Raw genomic sequence first — 19,357 nt, forward strand, 5'->3', positions numbered from 1 at the left:
AAGCGGACTTTGTTGCACCACACATCCGCCTTTGTTCCCGGCTGCAAACGGGCTACCAACGTGCCATCAGACGCATACTCCTCACGCTTAAGGGACTACCGATACTCCCATGAAAATCCGCAAAGCCGTCTTCCCGGTCGCCGGTCTCGGCACCCGCGTCCTGCCCGCCACCAAAGCGATGCCGAAGGAAATGCTGACCATCGTCGACAAGCCGCTGATCCAGTACGTCTATGACGAGGCCAAGGAAGCCGGCATCGAGCATTTCATCTTCGTCACCGGGCGCAACAAGGGCGTGATCGAGGACCATTTCGACCGCATGTTCGAGCTCGACACCACGCTCGCCGCGCGCGGCAACAAGAAGGCCGAGCAGGACATCCTGGCGCGCGACCAGCCCGCCGCCGGCGCCACCAGTTTCACCCGCCAGCAGGCGCCGCTGGGTCTTGGCCATGCGGTCTGGTGCGCGCGCGACATCGTCGGCGACGAACCGTTCGCGGTGGTGCTGCCGGACGAGCTGGTGCTGAACACGCCGGGCTGCCTCGCGCAGATGATCGAGGCCGCAAACAAGCTCGGTGAGAAATCCAATGTGCTCGCGGTCGAGGCGGTGCCAGAGGACATGACCCATCAATACGGCATCTGCGGCGTCGGCAAGCGCACCGGCAAGATGTTCGAGGTCGACGGCATGGTGGAGAAGCCGGCCAAAGGCACCGCGCCATCAAACCTGTCGATCACCGGGCGCTACATCCTGCAGCCGGAGATCTTCAAGATTCTCGAGACGCAGGAGCGCGGCGCCGGCGGCGAGATCCAGCTCACCGATGCGATGCGAGCGCTCGCCAACACGCAAAAATTCTACGGCCTGGAGTTCGAGGGCGAGCGGCACGATTGCGGCTCCAAGCCCGGCTTCCTGCGCGCCAACATCGCCTACGGCATGGCCCGCGCCGATCTGCGCGACGACCTGCGCGCGGAGATGAAGAAGTATCTGGAGAGGTGACTTCAAAAGCGCACGCGCGTTTGAAGTCATCCCGGGGCGTGCGAAGCACGGACCTCAGATGTGCAATTGCACATCTGGGGGATCTCGAGATTCCGGGTCTGGTCCTACGGACCATCCCGGAATGACGGTGTAATCATTTCGCGTAGCCCTAAGCCACCATCGCCAATTGCGGAACGTTGGCGACCACGGTCTGGTTGCGGCCATTGGCCTTGGCGGCATAGAGCGCCTTGTCGGCGGCCGCGATCAGGTCAGGCCAGTCCAGCCCCGCCGATGGCATCATGCTGGCGACGCCGATGCTGACGGTCGTGACTTCCGGCTCCTCCGACCAATGCGCGACCTTGTGCCGGATGTTTTCGGCGACCGCGTGCGCCTCGGTGACCGAGAACCCCGGCAACAGCACCGCGAATTCCTCGCCGCCGAACCGTGCCCCGCAATCGCCGGCGCGCCTGACCGAATCCGAAATACAGATCGCAATGCCGACCAGCACCTGGTCGCCGGCCTGGTGGCCATAATTGTCGTTGTAGGATTTGAAGTGATCGGCATCGATCATCAATAGCGCGACCGGCGTCCTGCTGCGCACCGCGCGCCGCCACTCCGTATCGATATCGAGATCGAACTTGCGCCGGTTCTTCAGGCCGGTGAGCGCGTCGGTGGTGGCGAGTTCCTCGAGCTTGTCCTCGGCCTGCGCGCGGCGGCTGATCTCGCGCCCGAGGAAGAAGGTGGTGCCGAGCACGAACAGGATCAGCGCGGTCATGATGGCGCCGATCCGGATCACTTCCCGTTGCCAAATCCGGAAGATGGCTTCGAGCGGTTTTCCGACCACGACATAGAGCGGACCGCCGCTGTCGCGCCTGACATAGAGCCGGGGTGTCGCATCGACGGGGCCTTGCCCGGCATAGGACCCGGTGGGCTTCAGATTGTTCGCGCTCCAGGTTCGCACCGTCGCCAGGTTCTTGCCGATGACGTCGAGGTTGAACGGCTTGCGCATGATGATGGTGCGGTCGCGGCGCAGCACGGTGATCGTATCGTCGGCACTGAGGTTCAATCGGTCGAACAGCTCGTGGAAGTAGCTGAACCGGATCGAGCCCGCGGCCACGCCGAGAAAGCGGCCTTCGGGGTCGGCGATGCGCCGGCTCAGCACGATCGCATAGGCGCCGCGATGCAGCATCGGGCGGCTGACGAACAGGCCCTCGTCCGGATTGCTGCGATGGACCGCGAAATATTCCTCATCGGCGCGGTTCTCCGGCCGCGGGTCGAGCGAGGAAGCATCGATCCACAATCGCCCTGACGCGTCGAATACCTGGATCGCGCCGAAATGCTTGGCGGAGGCGGCGCGGTCGAACAGGATCAGATGGCGGATTTCCTTGCTGACGTCCTTGAGCTCCGGCATCACCAGATTGCTGGCGACCGCACGCAGCGACAGGTCGTAGAGCTCGATGTTGCGCCCGATGTCTGCATCGATGCCGGCGGCGAGGTTTTCGAGCATCTGGCGGGCCAGCTCTTCCTCGCCGCGCCGCATGTCGAGCATCACGTTGGCGCAGATCGCGGAGAAGCCGATCACGGTGGCCACGGAGGAGGCAATCAGCAACTTGGCCGACAGCCGCCAGGGCCGATGGGCCCGTTTTTTGGCCAAGTCTATGCGCCGTCCGAACAACATCGTCCGCTCCCAGCCATCCTCAATGCACCGGAAACCTTGTCGCGGCCTTAAATGGCGACAACCTTGCGCCGATCGGTTAACGCTTGGTTGCCGGGATCGGTGGCATTGCGCAAAACGACGGGGACACGGGTGAACGATTACGATTTGCTGCGGGACTATCTGAAGAAGCAGAAGCTGCCCGAATTCGTGCTGACCTTCGAACAGATCGAGGAGATCATCGATGCCGCCCTGCCGCGCGCGGCGCACCGGGCCTCGTGGTGGGAAACCGAGCGCAGCCCGCAGGAGAAGATGCCGCAGCGCGAAGCCTGCCTCGAGGCCGGCTACATCGCGACGAGGCAGGCGGATGGCAAGAGCGTGAAGTTCAAGAAGATGAAGGTGAGGAGATAGGTTGGCCACGCGAACCATCCGGATAACCGAAGATGGCGAGCATCTGTTCGCGCGTCCCTCTTTTTACGCCGAGTTCGCACCGCTGCAGGACCACAGCAAGTTTGTAGATTCAATCTATGTCCTGAAGGATCGGGGGCGGCTGACGGCAGACCGCCTGACGTTTGCTTCTCCGCTCAGGGAACTCGCCTTCAGCTTTCGAGAAAGCGTCCCGGGATCAGGACATAGCGGCAAAGTGGTCGTGAACGAACCGAGCTTTGGTCATCGGAAGAAGGGCCGGGCGTTTTCCGGCTGGATCATCGGCATCAAGTTCAAGCCGAATTGGTCGGGTCCGTTGCGCACGGAAGACCCGACGATTGTCGCGTGCCAGCAGACACTGGCGCGCGTCATCAGTACAAGTCCATCGTGTCTCGACATCCTGGATTCCCTGGACCAGGTCGTGCTTGCGCTTTCGCAACACGCGCAGCACGGCTCACTCATCAGTAGCGATTACTTTGAGACGTCACGCGACCGGGTTGGCAATCTTGCAAGCCACGTAGGCGGCTCGGTCAGGACGCTTCACCGGAGGATGAGAACAGCGACCGGTTTTCCGCCGAAGCGGTTCATGGCAATGCAGCGGTTCCGCCGCTCGGTCTATGAAATTGCGACCCGAGGTGCGGGGCTGTCAGCGATCGCCTTTAATCTCGGGTTTTCCGACCAGGCTCATCTGACCAGGGAGTTTCGGCGGCACGCCGGTGTTACACCCGGTGCATTCAAACAAGCATGGCGCGGGCGTCACGCGCGGGCTGTCCGATTTCTTCAAGACATCGATCCGTCCAGCCGTCTAAGGATCGCGGTATGGCCCCTTGAGGCCGCAACCAAAGCTGGTTGAGCCGGTTCGCGTTCGCCATTGGGCAGCACGCGCATGCGTGCGCAACAGGCTCGATCCTCGTCGACGCGGACACTACGACATGATCATCGATGCCTGGATGCAGCACCCGAATGCGGACTGGATCGGAAATCCGATGTTCGAATCGTTGCGTCGCTGGAGACCCGGCAAATGGTCGGAAACGGCCCCTCCGATCGAGCACACACTTGCCGAGATGGATCGTGCGGGCGTTTCCGTTGGCATGCTCTGCGCGTGGCACGGCCCAAGCGGCCCGATGATCAGCAACGACGAGGTCGCGCAATACTGCCGGGCATATCCTGATCGCTTCATCGGCATCGCATCCGTTGATCTTTTTCGCCCCATGGAAGCGGTGCGGGAGTTGAGGCTTCGGGTGAAAAGGGACGGTTTCAAGGGGCTGCGGGTTTTGCCCTGGGTGTGGGGTCTGCCGCCAGACGACCGCCGCTACTATCCCTTGTTTGCCGAGTGCTGCGAGCTTGACATCCCGTTCTGCACGCAGGTCGGACACGCAGGACCATTACGCGAATCCGAGCCCGGGCGACCCATCCCCCATCTCGACAGGGTTGCGCTCGAATTTCCGGAGCTTCGCATTCTCGGTGGCCATATTGGTGTGCCGTGGCTCAATGAGATGCTCTCCCTCGTCATGAAATACCCGAACGTTTTCATCGACACATCGGCTTACAAGGTGAGCCGGTATCCATCCGAGCTCGTCGAATATATGCGTGGCAACAAGAGGCATCGGGTTCTCTTCGGGTCTAACCACCCGTTCTGGCCCGCGGGCGAGTGTATCGCCGGACTGGATAATCTGAGCCTTGGCGCCGACGCCCAGTCGGCATTCCTGGTGGACAACGCGCGGCGCTTGTTCAAGCTTACCTGAGAGGATAGCCCCGATGCCCTGGACCATCGAACGCCAGCACCCGCATGTCGCTGTGGTGACCATGAACACCAACAAGGTCAACGCACAAAATCCGGCTTTCTTCGCCGATCTCCATGCAGCATTCGACCGTCTCGAAACCGAGTTCAGCGATTGCGCGGTGGTCTTGACCGGATCGGGTTCGGTTTTCACGGCCGGCCTCGACTTTGATCATCACTTTCCGCTATTCGCGCGCCGTTCGCTCAAGGAGATCGACGCCTGGTTCGACGCTTACCGGGCTACGAACCTGCGTCTGTTCACCTACCCACGGCCAACGGTGGCGGCAATCAACGGTCACGCCTACGCTGGTGGGCTGATTACGGCGCTTGATTGCGATCACCGCATAGCGGGCGAAGGTCCACTGCAATTCTCGTTGAACGAGGTGCCAATCGGCATCCCGATGCCGGCTGTCTACTGCGAGATCATCAAACACGCCGTCGGTCCGCGCGCGGCATTCGAGCTGACGTTGTTCGGTCAAATCTATGATCTCGCGGCCGCGACTCGATTGGGCATTGTTCAGCAGACGGTCGCACCGGATCAGGTGCGGGATGCAGCCATCGCCTGGGCGGCGCTGGTGCCGCCGGACTGCTATACTGCCTATGCCTTCTCGAAGCGCGCGCTTCAGGCGACCACCATGGCAGCAATCGACAATGCCGCTCGCCTTGATCGAGATCGGCTGTCGCGCGGCATGTCCGATCTCGGAAGCATCCGTGCTCACGCGCGACGTTACAAGGAACTGAAAGGCAAGGATATCACTTGGCCATTGCCTGCCTAAGGGTGGTGCCCACGACCGCGTAATCCGCGTCAGCGCAGCGAGTCCGGCGGGCAAAGCTCAACGAGCGAAGCGGCTCGGGTATGGCAGAGACGTCAGCGATGGATCGCCACGGTGTACTGTATGCCACGGCGCTCGGCTCGCTGCCTCAAGCCGCTCTGACATCAACACCGGCGTGCGGCATACCCGGGGAGAGCGGGTTGCCGGAATCATTTTCCACACGCGGCCCTATCGCCGCCCCAATTTAGGAAGAATTGGAATACCCAAGGGCGTAATCTAAAACGCAAGCAACAAGAAAAGATCGTGCGAGGATGGCGCCGATGAATCGGACAGCCTGTTCCTTTAGGCATCCCTTGCCTGCAAGTCCCCGCTGGCCGCTGCTGGCGCTTGCACTTGCTGCCGGGCTTGGGCTGAAACTTGCGCTGACGCCCGGCTTCGCCGCTGCCGGTGATGCGCTGCAGGTGACCAACGCCTCGGTGCCCGCGTCCGACGAGATCGGCATCAATCTTCCGCTGCTGATGACGATCAAAAACGATGCGGCCGAAGCCGACGCGCTGCTGCGCGTCCGTTGTCCGTTTGCGAATTTCTCCGAGAAACACACTGTCGATCGCGGCGAGGGCGCGCCCGCGAAGCGCGAGATCAAGTCGATACCTATACCGCAAGGCAAGACGATCGAACTCAAGCCGGACGGTTATCACGTCATGCTGCTGCAGACGCGGCAGAAGCTCGTCCCCGGCGAGGCCTTCACCTGCACCATCGTTTTTCAGAAGGCCGGCACCAAAGAAACGGAGGTGCAAATTTCGCGAACGCCCTGATCGCGAAGAACTGCCGACAAGTACTGCCAACAAGAATGCCAACATGAACTGCCAACAACAACCCTCCAACAAGGAAGGCAATAATCATGGAGCGATCTTCAGGTCACACGAAAATGTCAACGCGAGCCTGTTTGCTTGCCGTTGCATTGGCAGCCGCAAGCGCTGCGGGCGTAACGCCCGTCTCCGCCGCGGACGAGGTCAATCAGGAACGGCTGCTCAACGTCGACAAGGAAGCCGGTAACTGGCTTCATCATCATCAAAATTATGCGGGTCACCGGTTCTCCACGCTGAAGGAGATCAACCGCGATACCGTGAAGAACCTGAAGGTCGCCTGGACCATGCACCTTGGCGGCATCGAGCCCGGCGGCATCTGGAGCCATGGCGGCCTGGAAGGCACGCCGATTGCCGAGAACGGCTTTCTCTACGTCACCGATGGATGGGGCTCGGTCTACAAGATCGATGCGCATGGCGGCCGCGGGGCGCTGGTCTGGAAGATGGATCCCAAGACCGACCGTGACTGGGCGGGTGCCGTCGCCTGTTGCGGCGTCGATAATCGCGGCGTCGCGTTGTGGGGCGATCTCGTGATTTCCCACACGCTGGACGGCCGGCTGATCGCAACCAAGAAGGACTCCGGCCAGGTCGCCTGGCAGCGCTCGGTGGCCGATCCGGACAAGGGCGAGGTCATCACGGGCGCGCCGCTGATCGTCAAGAACATGGCGATCACAGGCGTGGCCGGCGCGGAATACGGTATCCGCGGCTGGATCGCCGCCACCGATCTTTCGACCCAGAAGGAAGTCTGGCGCACCTATACGATCCCCGGCAAGGGCGAGCCCGGCAGCGAAACCTGGAAGGACAACAACAACGCGATGGCCGCCGGCGGCGGCTCGACCTGGGTGACCGGCACCTACGATCCCGCGACCGACACCATCATCTGGGGCGTCGGCAATCCCGGGCCGGACTGGGATAACGCGTACCGGCCGGGCGACAATCTCTACACCGACAGTTCGCTGGCGCTCGACGCCAATACCGGCAAGATCAAGTGGCACTATCAGCACACGCCGAACGATCCCTACGACTACGACAGCGTGGCGGAAAACGTGCTGGTCGATATCCCCGGGCCGAACGGTCCGCGCAAGCTCGCGCTCGAAGCCGACCGCAACGGCTTTGCCTATGCGATCGATCGAACCAACGGCAAATTCGTGTGGGGCCTGCCGTTCGTCAACAAGGTCACGTGGACCAAGGGGCTCGACCCGGAGAGCGGCAAGCCGATCGAGTATGACCCGAACAAGTCGGTGCAGACCTATGTCGCGTCGGTGACGCCAAGCCGCACCAATATGGAAACCGACATCTGCCCCGGCAACATGGGCGGCAAGAACTGGCCGCCGACGGCCTACAATCCGGACCTCAAGCTCTGGTACATCCCGGTGATCGAGAGCTGCAACCGCATCAAGGTTGAGGTGATGACGCCGGACAAGCTGAAGCCCCGGGAGTTCTGGACCGGCGGAGGCCCGAGCCAGCCGTTCAGGATCACCGGCAGCGTCACGGCGATCGATGTCACCACAGGCAAGATCGCCGGCAAACTGGAAACGCCGTTCCCGAATCTCGGAGGAATGCTGGCGACTTCCGATCTCGTCTTCACCGGCCAGCCCTCCGGCGAGGTGATGGCGCTCGATGCCAAGTCGTTGCAGAAGCTCTGGGAGTTCAACACCGGCGGCGGCGTCAACGCACCGCCGATGACGTTCTCGGTCGACGGCAAGCAATATCTCGCCATTCTGGTCGGCCTCGGCGGCGCCTGGGACAAATGGTTCATCGATTCGACGCCCGAGCTGAAGAAGATTCAGCCGGGATCGATGCTCTACGTCTTCGCGCTCTGACATTCCCCGAAGGAGGGCCTGCCTCTAGCGGGCCCTCCCGCTTCCCCGACACGAGACGCTATGATGATGTCAAACAAACTGCTGGCGGCGGGCATGCTGCTCGTGAGCGTCGTCGCGCTGAATTTTTCGGCCTATGCTCAGTCCGCGCAGGCGACGGTTTCGGATCCGACCAGCGCCGGAAAGGCGGTGTTCGGCCGCGCCAACTGCATGGGCTGCCACAAATGGCACGGCAATGGCGGCGGCGGCTACGGCGGCGATGCGCTGTCGCTGCGCAAGACCGAGCTGACCCGCGAACAGATCATTGAAACCGTCGGCTGCGGGCGGCCGGGCACGGGGATGCCGTTCTTCGTGCGCGGCGCCTACGATGAGGTGAAATGCTTCGACATGACCCGCCAGGATGCGGGGGCACAGATGCCGCCCGAGGGCGGAACGTTCCTGCGGCCGAAGGATATCGAAGCCGTCGCCGATTACGTGATCGCCCACATCAAGGGGGCGGGCGAGCCCACTTACGCCGAATGCGTCGCCTTCTTCTCAAGCTCGTCGCGGGTCTGCGACGTCTACAAGGCCGAGGCGCAGAAGCCGGATCATGCCACCGCCAACACGGGGAAGAGCCAGTGATGAACAGATTGAAGCTAACGGGTGTTGTTGCTGCGGGCCTGCTGGTCTGGCAGGCGGTCGCACTGGCGCACTCTCCGGCACATACGGAAGAATTCGGCGGCAACGACCTGCGTGACATCAGGCTCGGAATGGCCGCGAGCGAACTGACTGAAACCGGCTATGTCGATTTTTCTTGCGCCGACGATCCGAAGCGAACGCTGGCCGGCTGGAAAAACTGGCGCGACTGTCCTGCCGACGCGAAGGCGATGCGGGCGATCCGGTTCGGCTACGATCCCTTCACCAGCCGCGACGGCACGATGGTGGCGGGCCATCCCGCGATCCTCACCCTGCTGATCGACGATACCGGCCATGTCGCCGGCTTGCAGATCGAGACCGATCCGAAGGCGCGGCTCTATATCCGGAAGAAGGCGTTCCTGCTCGGGATCCAGGCCAAGTCGCGCTACGGCCCGGAAGGATGGAACTGCAGCGAAGGTCAGCCCGACGCGGGAGACCAGCCGGTCGGCGGCGTCTACCTGAAGGAGCGCTGCACCAAGACGGTCAGCGGCCGTTCGCTCACCGTCGAACGCAACCTGTTCCGCCGGCCCGATCAGGACATCAAGAATTTCGTCGACGAAACCCGGATCAGCATCGTGCGGGCCAGGGATTAGGGAGCAAACGATCAGGGCGCAAACTTCGGCTGCGCAAAGAACGGTCTCACCAGGAAGAAAAGCTGTTTCCGAACGGCGAGCCCCAAAAAGGCGAGCTGCGTGGGCGCGCGTAACGAAAATCGGTCCCCGGACTGCGTCGCCGTTTCTTGATGCCGCCTTGGGGCTCGCCGCTCAACAGCACCACGAACTCCGTGCCCTTGCCGGTTTCCGTGCTCAACGCCTCGTCCGTGACGATCAGGGAAGATCGCGTCGTAATGTTGCCGATGCGATCCAATGCGTCCTGCGGAATGCTGATGCGGTCGAGCGCAGCCTTTGCGGTGCCGGGGTCCGTCGGCACCGGCTCAGCGTCGCGACCACGCTTCGCACGCGCCCGGTCATCCGGCTCAAGCGTGGCGCCGGGCGGACGACCGACGCCCATTGAGACGGCGCTCCATCGCAACTTGGTATCGTCGCCCGAGCGCTCGACGGCGGTGAAGACATGCGTGCCGATGGGACGATCGGGATCCGCGATCGTCACCGCACTTTCAAGGATGGGCTTGAATGCCTGACGGACGTAAAGCCGCTGGGTCTTGCGGCTGATCAACACCGATATCGGCTGCAGGTCGCGTTCGGCCTGGCGGGCCGCCTCGGCCGCCGCGGCCCGCGTCGTCTCCGCCGCGGCGGCAGCTTCACGCGCAGACGTGACCACATCTAGCCTCGATTGCAGATCCGCGTTGGCGGCGTCCGATTGCAGCTGCAGCTCCGCGACCTTGACGGCGGCCTTTGCCTTGTCATCCTCAGCCTGCTCCTTTGCCTCCGCCGAGCCGGGAGCGCCAAGTCTGGTCTCGGCAGCCGCCAATTGCACCTCGGCTCTGCGCTTCAGATTTTCCGCCGTGCGAACCGGCTCCCTGGCGCGCGAGGCCTCCCGGTACGCCGTCTCCGCGGCGAGCCTCGCCTGGGCCGCTTTCCTCGCCGCCTCCTGCGCCTCTGCGGTGCGGGCGGCGGCAATGGCGCCGGCACCCGGTTTGGCTTGGAACAGCAGCGGATGGGCAAGCTCAACGGGCGTTACATCGGTTGGCGCCACGATCACGCGCATGCCCATTTTGGTCGCGTCGAACAGGCGTTCGGCGAATTCGAATGGCAACCGGATACAGCCATGGGACGCCGGACGCCCCGGCAGGACACCGCCATGGAGTGCGATGCCCGACCAGGTGATGCGTTGCATGTGCGGCATAAAGGCATCGTCATACAGGTTCGAGTAATGCTCCTCGACTTTCTGGATGACGCTGAAGATTCCGGCGGGCGTCTCGCGTCCCTTCGAGCCGCTCGACACCGGCGCCCGCAGGATCCACCCCTTGGCGTCGTAGACGGTGATCCGCTGGTCGCGGAGCGAAACGATGGCGACGAGCGGCTCGCTGGCACTGCGCGTCTCGATGGACTCGATCAGGCGTTCGCCGCTTCTGGCACGCGCATCGTCTCCTGCCGCGATCAGCACGGCCAGGCCCGCAACGGCAAGCAACACGGGCCGCGCCCGCCTGTGCTTCGGATTCACACAACGAGACGTCATGCGCGTCCCGCGACAGGGCCCATCCACGCTGTCCGCCCGGGCGGCAGGACGACGACGATCGCGCCTGCCTGCACCCGACTCACGAGATCGATGACATCCTCGTTGGTCATGCGGATGCAGCCGGACGAAATGGCATGGCCGATATATTCCGGCTGGTTGGTGCCGTGGATACGGTACAGGGTGTCCTTGTTGCCCTCGTAGAGGTAGATAGCCCGTGCGCCGAGGGGGTTAGCCGGACCGCCGGGAACGCGCTTAGGGTAGGGGCCGAGCCTGGCCTGAATCTCGGCCGTCGGGATCCAGTCCGGCCATTCAGCCACACGGCCAACCGTTGCGACGCCGGACCAGGCTTGCGCCTCCTCTCCCACCGTCACGCCATAGCGGATCGCCTTGCCTCCCGGCAGAACGTAATACAAATAGCGCGCGTTGCTATCGACCAGGATCGTGCCCGGCTGCTCCTTGCGCATGTAATCGACAATATGCCGGCGATAGGTCTCGGGAATGCTGGCCTGCGCATATGGCGTGTGGGCCAGCAGCTGCCGGTCCCTCGGGGTCAAACCGGCATTCGACGACGGCGCGAGCGTCGATTGCATGCAGCCGCCGAGCCCAAAGCCGAGCAACCCTAAAAGCAACAACGCCAGCCCGGACCTCGGCATGGCCTGTCCTCCAAAGCGTTACATTGGCCATCTGCTTCTCAAAAAGTGCAGAAATCAAGGCGTCGCTGGAAAGTAACCGCGCAATAACGAGGTCAGGTGCTGTCCATGGAATCGCGCTCAGTCCGGCGGCGTGCGTGCACTTGCGGACCGTGAAGCCGAGTTCTTCCAGACTCTCTTCAAGTCGCGGCCTCACTCGATCACTTCATCGGCACGAGAGAGGTGCGCCTCAGAGATTTGAAATCTGCAACAGCTTGCGGTCGCCGATCCAGGTTCTGGCAAGGTCGGCCTCGGCCTTGCGGGCTGCGGGGCCATTGCCGCGTGACTTGTGCAGTTCCGCCAGCCCGTAATACGACCAGCCATTGGCGGGTGCCCGGCTGAGCGCGCGCTGGAATTGCCGCTCCGCCTCGGCGTAACGGCCGGCCTGCAGCAGGGCGGCGGCAAGCGACTGCCGGATCGGATAATACCAATAGGGCGGCTCGGTGTAGGCCAAGGCGTCCTGCAACGCCGCCGCCCGTTCGAACCGGATGATGGCGGTGCGATAGTCGCCCCTGGCCTGGGCTACGCGTGCGAGGATCACCGTGCGCGCGATGCGGAGCACCTCCTGCGCCGGGATGCCTGAATCCTTCAGCAGCTTGAAGTCCGCGGTGCGCTCGATCGTCTCGATGGCGCTCGCTGCGGCAGTAGCGCCCGCGAAGTCGCGGTTCGCCACCAGCGCGACGCCGCGCACGTAGAGCCACATCGCCTTGACATAGGGGATCGCATCGCCGGGATCTTGCAGCGCCAAAATGGTCTCCGGCGTGCTGAACTGCGCGTGCGCGAAGTATGGCGCCGCCTTGACCGGCTGCACCATCGCAATGCCCTTGGCTGCCTCGCTGGGAATGAGCTGGCCGAGCTTCTCCGCAGCCGCAATCACGGTCGGGCCGTCGCCGGCCATCTGCGCCGACGCCATCACGAAGTGCACGTTGTGCGGATAATAGCCGAGCCTGTAGACGCCCATCGGCGCGTTGGTCTCGGTCAGGTATTTTTCATCGACCTTGACCGCGGTCTTGTTGTCCTCCAGCGCGTCGAGATAGCGGCCGACCCGATAATAGATGTGGCTCGGCATGTGCACGAGATGGCCTGCGCCGGGAACCGCGCCGCGCAACTTGTCGGCATAGGGCTCGGCGCGCTTGGGTCGGTCCGACGCCTCGACGGCATGAATATAAAGGTGAATAGCCCCGGCATGATTGGGATTACGCGCCAGCACACGCTCCAGCGTCGGCACGATCGGCCCGCTTTGTGGCTTGGCGTCGCGGCCGCCCTGCTTCCAATAGTCCCAGGGGCTGAGATCCATCACCGCCTCGGCATAGAGCGTGGCAATCTCGTCGTCTTCGGCAAACTGTTTTGCTGCCTTCGCCATTTCGGTCGCGTAGGCCGCGTCGAGTGGCGCGCGGGCAGCCTTGGGATCGCTGCCGTAGCGCACCGCGATGGCGCTGATCAGCGCCTGCTCACGCGGGCTCGCTTTGCCGGCCAGCGTCTTCGCCTTCTGCGCGGCGGCATAGGCTGGCGCGGCCGCGTCCTCCGGCATCGGGAGGTTGATGTTGGGACCGAGCACCAGCGCCTCCCCCCAGAAGCACATGGCGCAGTCGGGGTCGAGTTTTTGCGCCGTGCGAAACGCGCGTCGCGCCTCATCGTGATTGAAGGCGTAAGCGAGACGCAGGCCCTGATCGAAATAAGCCTGCGCGCGCTCGTTCGCGGTCGTAATCTTCCAGGTGGTGGAGCCGATGCCGGTCCACAGCGGCGGCTCGGTGTCCGCGAATGCCGGGGCGGGGCTGGCTGCGCTCATCTCGGCGCGTGGCACTTCCGTCTGCACCAGGCGAAACATCATGTTCGGTCGGGCGGTTCCCGTCCCAGGGCCGCAGATCGGAATTTCGGTGTCGGTGAGCGGCGCCGATGCATCCACGGCGGTTGCACGTGCGTCCGCGAGAAAAAGACCGCCCCCGGCCAGCAGCGTCGCCAGTGCCGTGCCGCCCAGTGCGGCAAGACTTACGGAAACCAGCAGGCTTTGCGATCGCGTGAATGTCACCATGGTGGGCTCCAAAATCGGCGGAGAGAAAAAAATCTGCCGTATCCGCGACTTCAACGGGGCGTCGGAACCGGGTCCAAAGAGGCCCTGAAACGAATTTTCAGACGTTCCCGTCCATTCCGCAAGACGACTTGCAATATCTGCAGCTGCGACACGTTAGCGTCGGCGGAAGGCTCGCCGTAATGGGTCAGTAGTGCTGCTCTTGTCCACTTCGGGACCAGAAGGCGACAACTGAATGCCGCGACGTGCCGATGGCGCACAGAGGTAGGCGCGGCTCAAGCGAGCCGCGTCTCCGCGTCGTAGAGCTACTGGCAAGGATACATCCTGCCGTCGTCGAGTTTTGTCATGGTGCCAGGCCGGCACATAAAGCCGTTGCGGGTCGCGTAGTCCTGCACCGGGTACCCGTAGGCCGCGTAAGCACCACCTGCACCCCGGTAGTATGGACCGCCGGAGTAATAGCCCGTTCCACCGTAGTAAGGCGCGGCAGCGACGGCAGCAGCCGTGCCGACGACGGCGGCGCCTGCAAGGCCAGCACCGACTGCCCCGGCCCCATACCCGTACGCAGCCCGCCGCGCCTGTCGGCGCGCAACACCGGCGACGCTCACAGGGGTCAGCGGACGGCCGACCCTTGCCTGGGCACTCTCGATTGACAGTGAGATGCCGTCTTGCTCAGACCAACCGAAGGAGAACAATGCCGCACACGTGAAGGCGGAAGCTACAAGGACAGCCCTTGTTACATGTTTCATGGGTTACTCCGTTGCGCAAAAGAGCCCCCATTACGGCACAGTACATGCTGGCCTATGTCGCTCCTTTGACCCAGATCAAGCTCGGCCCGCTCTATTGGTGGCGATGATTGAAGTCGGCCATCTGCAACGTCAGGCGCTGGTAGTGATCCTCGCCGCGCGAGCACCGCGGAACAAGCTTGAGAAGGCGGCCAGGAAGCTGCCTTCTGCAGTCCGCTAGGTGAGCACCAGAGCCATCAGGCCTGAGCACAGCAGGACGATACCTGCAGCGGTCACGGCAAGAAACGCGTATGAGGCAAATTCGTCGCGCATAGTGCACCTGTGAAACTGTCGTGCCGTCGAACTTTGCAACAACGGCTGATGCACAAGTTACCTGGAAATCGTGTTGGGCAGATTTCGAGCTGGCGGCTAAATGACTTCAACACGGTTTCGTGGGGTCGTTACCGATGAAGTTTAACGACGTAAGCCCGCCCGGCGTAGCCTTGGCGAAGCCGGGTAGGCCGATAGATTGATCTATCGCAAGATTGTATCCGAAACGCGGTCCCAGCTTGCATTCGGAAGGCAACGCCATGTCCAGGAAAGCGGGAGGTGAAGCATGTACCGGCATATTCTCATTCCGACGGATGGGTCGGATCTAGCGCAGCGTGGTGTGGCGCACGGGTTGGCGCTGGCCAAATCCCTTGGAGCGAAGGTATCCGTGATCTTCGTTGTGGAACCGTTCTCAGAAATGACAGGGCGATTCCAGGAAGCAGTCGCAAGATATGCCGAGCTGCGCAAGGAACAGGCCGCGAGCACGCTGGATGGCGCGGCAAAGTCGGCCAGGGAGGCTGGTGTTCCCTGCGAAACGATTCAAGTGGAGAACGGGCAACCCCATCAAGCCATCATTGCAGCAGCCGACGACAAAGGCTGCGATCTCATCGTAATGTCATCGCACGGGCGCGGCGGACTTTCCATGCTTCTGATTGGCAGCGTGACGAACAAGGTGCTGACGCAAGCGAAAACCCCCGTACTGGTATGTCAGTGAATGTGCAGGGGGGGCCGCAACGGCTGCGGCCGCGACATTTGCTCCGACGGGGCAAATCAGTTCTGATTTACGGAAACGGTGTCAAGTAGAAAATTTCTGTAAATCAAAAATATTTCTGTTGTCGGCCGGCCCAAATCAGTGCGCATCTATCGCCATCCCGTCCTACTCAGAAGGGCGTCGGCCGTCGTCACGGACGTTGGACGGGTTGCGGTGGACGCTTGTTTGCGCTGAGACGATGGCGTGGACTAAGCGTACGGCAAAACCGTGTGGTCCTGGCGCCCGTTGCAGGCGTCAAGCTGTCGGGTAGGCGAGAGCCGAACGGCAGCGACGGAGTCAACCAAGAACTCGTCTCCGGGGAGAGCACGGCATAAGCCGTAAAGCCATTGCGCAGGGAAGGCCGGGTGTTCTCCGCTGCCCTGTATGCTCGTGTGCAGCCTACTTAGTGCAAACCGCACGCGAGACCGCGGGTGCAGCGCGCACCCGGTCTTCCCTGCGCCCTCTCGATTTCGGGAGCAAGGAAATTTCTGGCAAAGCTCGGGCGCAATGCGTCGCGAGACTGCGAACACATATTCAGCTGTCATCACCCGCGCATGCGGGTGATCCAGTATTCCAGAGGCGCTGCTGATAGAACCGAGAAGCCGCGGCGTACTGGATCACCCGCTTTCGCGGGTGACGACAGTTGTGTGCGGTGCTGCACCATTCCCGTCATTGCGAGCGCAGCGAAGCAATCCATGTCGCCGCGCGAAGGAAGAATGGATTGCTTCGCTGCGCTCGCAATGACGTGGATGGGTCTGGGCGCACTGATTACCGACTTCGCGCAACCGACAGCGGTTGTGACTCAGCTCGCCGCTTCCAGCCGCTCTTCCGTCAGCAGCCGCATCGCCGCATCCGCGTCCATCGGCTCGCCGAAGGCAAAACCTTGCGCGTATTCGCAGCCCAATTGGTAGAGCTCGACCGCATCGGAGTCAGTCTCGGCGCCCTCGGCGACCACATCCATGCCGAGGTCGTGGGCGAGCGCGATGATCGATTTCAGGATTACCGGGCGGGTGCCGCGGCTGGTGGTGCGCACGAACGACTGGTCGATCTTGATGGTGTCGAACGGGAAGCGCTGCAGATAGGCCAGCGAGGAATGGCCGGTGCCGAAATCGTCGAGCGACAATCCAGTGCCGAGCTCGCGGATCCGCGTCAGCATCTGCGCTGCGTGTTCCGGGTTCTCCATGACCAGCGACTCGGTCAGTTCGAGCTTCAGCGTGCCGCGCGCCACCGAGGAGCGCGACAGCACGGTGCGGATATCGTGGATCAGGTCGTGGCGCAGCAACTGCCGCGAGGAGACGTTGACGCTGGCGAAGATCGGCTCGCGCGAGCGCATCGCGCGCTGCCACACCGCGAGCTGCTTTGCCGTCTGGTCCATCACGAACATGCCGAGGTCGACGATCAGGCCGATCTCCTCTGCAATAGAGATGAATTCCGACGGCGACATCCGCCCGAGCTTGGGGTGATCCCAGCGCGCGAGCGCCTCGAAGCCGGCGATTGAGCGATCCTCCAGCCGCACGATGGGCTGATAGAGGATCGTGATTTCCTGGCGCTCGATGGCGCGGCGCAATTCGGATTCCAGCGTCAGCCGGTCGGTCTTGCGGGCGCGCATCGCCGGCTTGTAGACGTCGATGCGGTCGCCGCCGATGCGCTTGGAATGATACATCGCAAGCTCGGCGTCCTTGATGATCTCGTCGGACAGCTGCGTCTGCGGGTCGCTCAAGGCGAGGCCGATCGAAGCGGTCAGGAAGATCTCGCGGTCGTTGAAGGCGATGGGCGCGCGGATGGTCTTGCGGATGGTTTCGGCAAAGGCGGTGATGCGCGCCGAATCCTGTTCCGACATCAGGATCAGGCCGAACTGGTCGCCGGCGAGCCGCGCCAGCGTGTCCTGCGGTTTCAGAATCCGGGTCAGCCGCCGCGCCAGCGTCAGCAGGATCGAGTCGCCGACCGCGATGCCGACGGAATCATTGACCTGCTTGAAGCGGTCAAGGTCGATCACCATCAGCGTCGGCCGCAGGTTCGGCATCGTCTTGGCGAAATTCGCCACCGCGCCGAGGCGGTCGATGAACAATTTGCGGTTCGGCAGGCCGGTCAGGTTGTCGTGCACGCTGTCATGCAGCATGCGCTCCTCGGCGTTCTTCTGCTCGGTGACGTCGGTCAGGGTGCCGACGACGCGGGAAACCTCGCCGTCGGAGCCGACCACCGGGCGCGCTTTCAGCGCGAACCACATGAAGTGGCCGTCCGGGGTGCGCAGGCGGAAATCCTGCACCAGCCGGCCGCGGCGCTGGTCGAGCACGCTGTCCAGCGCAGCGCGGAAACGGTCCTGGTCGAGCGGATGCAGCACCTCGAGCCATTTGGCCGCCGGGCCTTCCAGCGTGCCGCGCTTGAGGCCGAGCAGGCTTTCGGTCTCGGGGCTGGTGAACACCTTGTCGGCGGAGACGTCCCAGTCCCAGATCAAATCGCCGGAACCGGTCAGCGCCAGCGCGCGGCGTTCGACGTCGGAGACCACGCCGGTGGTGGCGCCGCCGCCCGCGAAGGCGTGCTGCATGACCGTAAACCCGATCAGCATCACGATCAGCACGAGGCCGCCGAGCAGCGCCGGGCCGACGATGTCGTTGGTGACGTTTCCGGCCACCGCCATGCCGGCCGCGACCACCCAGACGACCAGGAGGAACCAGGTCGGGATCAACAGCACCGCGCGGTCGAAACCATGCGTGGAGAGATAGACGATGAGGGCAAAACCGGCGAAGGCGATCATGACTAGCGACATCCGCGCGATGCCGGAAGCAACCGCCGGATCGAACAGCGCCAGCGCCACCAAGGATCCGAGGAAGGTCAGCCAGCCGACGGTGATGTGGGAATAGCGCACATGCCAGCGGCTGAGATTGAGATAGGCGAACAGGAACACCAGCAGCGTCGCCGCCAGAATGGCTTCACCCGCCGCGCGCCAGACGCGCTCGGCGTTGTTCTGCATGTCCAGAACCTTGCCCCAGAAGCCGAAATCGACGCCGATATAGACCAGCACCGCCCAGGCCAGCGCGGCGGCGGCCGGGAACATGATGCTGCCCTTGACCACGAACAGGATGGTGAGCACGAGGGCCAGCAGGCCGGAGATCCCGATCACGATGCCCTGGTAGAGCGTGAACGAGTTGACCTTGTCCTTGTAGGCGTCCGGTTCCCACAGATAGAGCTGCGGCAGCTTGTCGGTGCGCAGTTCCGCGACGAAGGTGACGACGGCGCCGGGATCGAGCGTGATGCGGAAGATGTCCGCGGTGGCGCTTTCCTGGCGCTCGGGCCGGTCGCCGGTCGAGGGCGTGATGGTGGCGATGCGCGACAATCCGAGATCGGGCCACAGCAGTCCCGACGACACGATGCGGTAGTGCGGGGCAACGATCAGGCGGTCGAGCTGGTCGTCGGTGTTGTTGGCGAGCGCGAACACCACCCAGTTCTGGCCGCCTTCACGGGCGCGTACCTCGATGCGGCGGACGATGCCGTCGGTGCCGGGCGCGGTCGAAACCTGGATGCGGTCGGCATCGCTGCGCTGATGATCGAGCACCGCGGTGAGGTCGATGGCAGGCGCGTCACTGCGGACGCTGACAGCGTCGATGGCGTGCGCCGGAAGCGCATACGCAACAATCATGAGGCCCAGCGCGAGCCGCGCAAGGCACCTGATCAGACGCAATTTCAGTACTCCGCGATCAACGATGTTCCCGGGCCAGCGAACAGCCCAAACGTTGCC

General features: G+C 63.1%; 16 protein-coding genes. 10 read left to right on the forward strand and 6 right to left on the reverse strand.

What is annotated here, in order from left to right; translation table 11 throughout:
- The first annotated feature begins 109 nt into the window (after positions 1–109).
- Positions 110–988, forward strand: a complete 879-nt coding sequence (locus ABIE49_RS25960) for a UTP--glucose-1-phosphate uridylyltransferase (protein WP_192736903.1) — start codon at positions 110–112, stop codon at positions 986–988.
- 148 nt (positions 989–1,136) lie between these two features.
- Here ABIE49_RS25960 and ABIE49_RS25965 read toward each other — a convergent pair whose 3' ends face one another.
- Positions 1,137–2,645, reverse strand: coding sequence for a sensor domain-containing diguanylate cyclase (locus ABIE49_RS25965; protein ID WP_192736902.1), 1,509 nt, complete (start codon positions 2,643–2,645; stop codon positions 1,137–1,139).
- A gap of 129 nt (positions 2,646–2,774) precedes the next feature.
- On the opposite strand from ABIE49_RS25965, the gene ABIE49_RS25970 reads away from it, so the two are divergent.
- The 8 genes from ABIE49_RS25970 to ABIE49_RS26005 all read left to right on the forward strand — a co-directional run bounded on the left by ABIE49_RS25970 (position 2,775) and on the right by ABIE49_RS26005 (position 9,554).
- On the forward strand, positions 2,775–3,032 hold the full coding sequence (locus ABIE49_RS25970; protein ID WP_192736901.1) for a DUF7662 domain-containing protein: 258 nt from the start codon (positions 2,775–2,777) through the stop codon (positions 3,030–3,032).
- Position 3,033: 1 nt separating this feature from the next.
- A complete protein-coding gene (locus tag ABIE49_RS25975; RefSeq protein WP_192736900.1) occupies positions 3,034–3,900 on the forward strand; it encodes a helix-turn-helix domain-containing protein in 867 nt (288 codons plus the stop codon).
- Between the two features lie 79 nt (positions 3,901–3,979).
- Positions 3,980–4,792, forward strand: a complete 813-nt coding sequence (locus ABIE49_RS25980; protein WP_192736899.1) for an amidohydrolase family protein — start codon at positions 3,980–3,982, stop codon at positions 4,790–4,792.
- A gap of 13 nt (positions 4,793–4,805) precedes the next feature.
- A complete protein-coding gene (locus ABIE49_RS25985; protein ID WP_192736898.1) occupies positions 4,806–5,603 on the forward strand; it encodes an enoyl-CoA hydratase/isomerase family protein in 798 nt (265 codons plus the stop codon).
- 317 nt (positions 5,604–5,920) lie between these two features.
- Positions 5,921–6,415: a copper chaperone PCu(A)C gene (locus ABIE49_RS25990; protein WP_192736897.1), complete on the forward strand. Its 495-nt coding sequence runs from the start codon at positions 5,921–5,923 to the stop codon at positions 6,413–6,415.
- A 113-nt stretch (positions 6,416–6,528) separates the two neighbouring features.
- Positions 6,529–8,289: a PQQ-dependent dehydrogenase, methanol/ethanol family gene (locus ABIE49_RS25995; RefSeq protein WP_192736896.1), complete on the forward strand. Its 1,761-nt coding sequence runs from the start codon at positions 6,529–6,531 to the stop codon at positions 8,287–8,289.
- Between the two features lie 93 nt (positions 8,290–8,382).
- Positions 8,383–8,907, forward strand: coding sequence for a c-type cytochrome (locus ABIE49_RS26000; protein WP_192736957.1), 525 nt, complete (start codon positions 8,383–8,385; stop codon positions 8,905–8,907).
- A complete protein-coding gene (locus ABIE49_RS26005) occupies positions 8,907–9,554 on the forward strand; it encodes a hypothetical protein (protein WP_354066979.1) in 648 nt (215 codons plus the stop codon). The genes ABIE49_RS26000 and ABIE49_RS26005 overlap by 1 nt, the downstream gene beginning before the upstream one ends.
- A 46-nt stretch (positions 9,555–9,600) precedes the next feature.
- Here the strand turns inward: ABIE49_RS26005 and ABIE49_RS26010 are convergent, their stop codons facing one another.
- The 4 genes from ABIE49_RS26010 to ABIE49_RS26025 all read right to left on the reverse strand — a co-directional run bounded on the left by ABIE49_RS26010 (position 9,601) and on the right by ABIE49_RS26025 (position 14,564).
- Positions 9,601–11,100, reverse strand: a complete 1,500-nt coding sequence (locus ABIE49_RS26010) for a L,D-transpeptidase family protein (RefSeq protein WP_354066980.1) — start codon at positions 11,098–11,100, stop codon at positions 9,601–9,603.
- Positions 11,097–11,753 (reverse strand): L,D-transpeptidase, encoded by a 657-nt coding sequence (locus ABIE49_RS26015; RefSeq protein WP_192736894.1) that lies wholly within the window; start codon positions 11,751–11,753, stop codon positions 11,097–11,099. The genes ABIE49_RS26010 and ABIE49_RS26015 overlap by 4 nt, the downstream gene beginning before the upstream one ends.
- 226 nt (positions 11,754–11,979) lie before the next feature.
- The gene (locus ABIE49_RS26020; protein WP_192736893.1) at positions 11,980–13,821 is read right to left on the reverse strand and encodes a tetratricopeptide repeat protein; all 1,842 of its coding nucleotides are present in this window, start codon (positions 13,819–13,821) and stop codon (positions 11,980–11,982) included.
- A gap of 302 nt (positions 13,822–14,123) precedes the next feature.
- Complete coding sequence (locus ABIE49_RS26025; protein WP_354066981.1) at positions 14,124–14,564, reverse strand: hypothetical protein; 441 nt, start codon at positions 14,562–14,564, stop codon at positions 14,124–14,126.
- Positions 14,565–15,156: 592 nt separating this feature from the next.
- Here ABIE49_RS26025 and ABIE49_RS26030 point away from each other — a divergent pair.
- Positions 15,157–15,585: a universal stress protein gene (locus ABIE49_RS26030; RefSeq protein WP_192736892.1), complete on the forward strand. Its 429-nt coding sequence runs from the start codon at positions 15,157–15,159 to the stop codon at positions 15,583–15,585.
- Positions 15,586–16,423: 838 nt separating this feature from the next.
- On the opposite strand, the gene ABIE49_RS26035 is transcribed toward ABIE49_RS26030, so the two are convergent.
- The gene (locus ABIE49_RS26035; RefSeq protein WP_192736891.1) at positions 16,424–19,300 is read right to left on the reverse strand and encodes an EAL domain-containing protein; all 2,877 of its coding nucleotides are present in this window, start codon (positions 19,298–19,300) and stop codon (positions 16,424–16,426) included.
- Positions 19,301–19,357: the final 57 nt, after the last annotated feature.

It is taken from the genome of Bradyrhizobium sp. OAE829, assembly GCF_040546575.1.
GTDB lineage: Bacteria > Pseudomonadota > Alphaproteobacteria > Rhizobiales > Xanthobacteraceae > Bradyrhizobium.

Excerpts from the sequence above, each read along its gene's own strand:
- ABIE49_RS25960 (WP_192736903.1), top strand. The coding sequence starts at position 110 with ATGAAAATCCGCAAAGCCGTCTTCCCGGTCGCCGGTCTCGGCACCCGC.
- ABIE49_RS25965 (WP_192736902.1), bottom strand. The coding sequence starts at position 2,645 with ATGTTGTTCGGACGGCGCATAGACTTGGCCAAAAAACGGGCCCATCGG.
- ABIE49_RS25980 (WP_192736899.1), top strand. The coding sequence starts at position 3,980 with ATGATCATCGATGCCTGGATGCAGCACCCGAATGCGGACTGGATCGGA.
- ABIE49_RS25985 (WP_192736898.1), top strand. The coding sequence starts at position 4,806 with ATGCCCTGGACCATCGAACGCCAGCACCCGCATGTCGCTGTGGTGACC.
- ABIE49_RS25990 (WP_192736897.1), top strand. The coding sequence starts at position 5,921 with ATGAATCGGACAGCCTGTTCCTTTAGGCATCCCTTGCCTGCAAGTCCC.
- ABIE49_RS25995 (WP_192736896.1), top strand. The coding sequence starts at position 6,529 with ATGTCAACGCGAGCCTGTTTGCTTGCCGTTGCATTGGCAGCCGCAAGC.
- ABIE49_RS26000 (WP_192736957.1), top strand. The coding sequence starts at position 8,383 with ATGCTGCTCGTGAGCGTCGTCGCGCTGAATTTTTCGGCCTATGCTCAG.
- ABIE49_RS26005 (WP_354066979.1), top strand. The coding sequence starts at position 8,907 with ATGAACAGATTGAAGCTAACGGGTGTTGTTGCTGCGGGCCTGCTGGTC.
- ABIE49_RS26010 (WP_354066980.1), bottom strand. The coding sequence starts at position 11,100 with ATGACGTCTCGTTGTGTGAATCCGAAGCACAGGCGGGCGCGGCCCGTG.
- ABIE49_RS26015 (WP_192736894.1), bottom strand. The coding sequence starts at position 11,753 with ATGCCGAGGTCCGGGCTGGCGTTGTTGCTTTTAGGGTTGCTCGGCTTT.
- ABIE49_RS26020 (WP_192736893.1), bottom strand. The coding sequence starts at position 13,821 with ATGGTGACATTCACGCGATCGCAAAGCCTGCTGGTTTCCGTAAGTCTT.
- ABIE49_RS26025 (WP_354066981.1), bottom strand. The coding sequence starts at position 14,564 with ATGAAACATGTAACAAGGGCTGTCCTTGTAGCTTCCGCCTTCACGTGT.
- ABIE49_RS26030 (WP_192736892.1), top strand. The coding sequence starts at position 15,157 with ATGTACCGGCATATTCTCATTCCGACGGATGGGTCGGATCTAGCGCAG.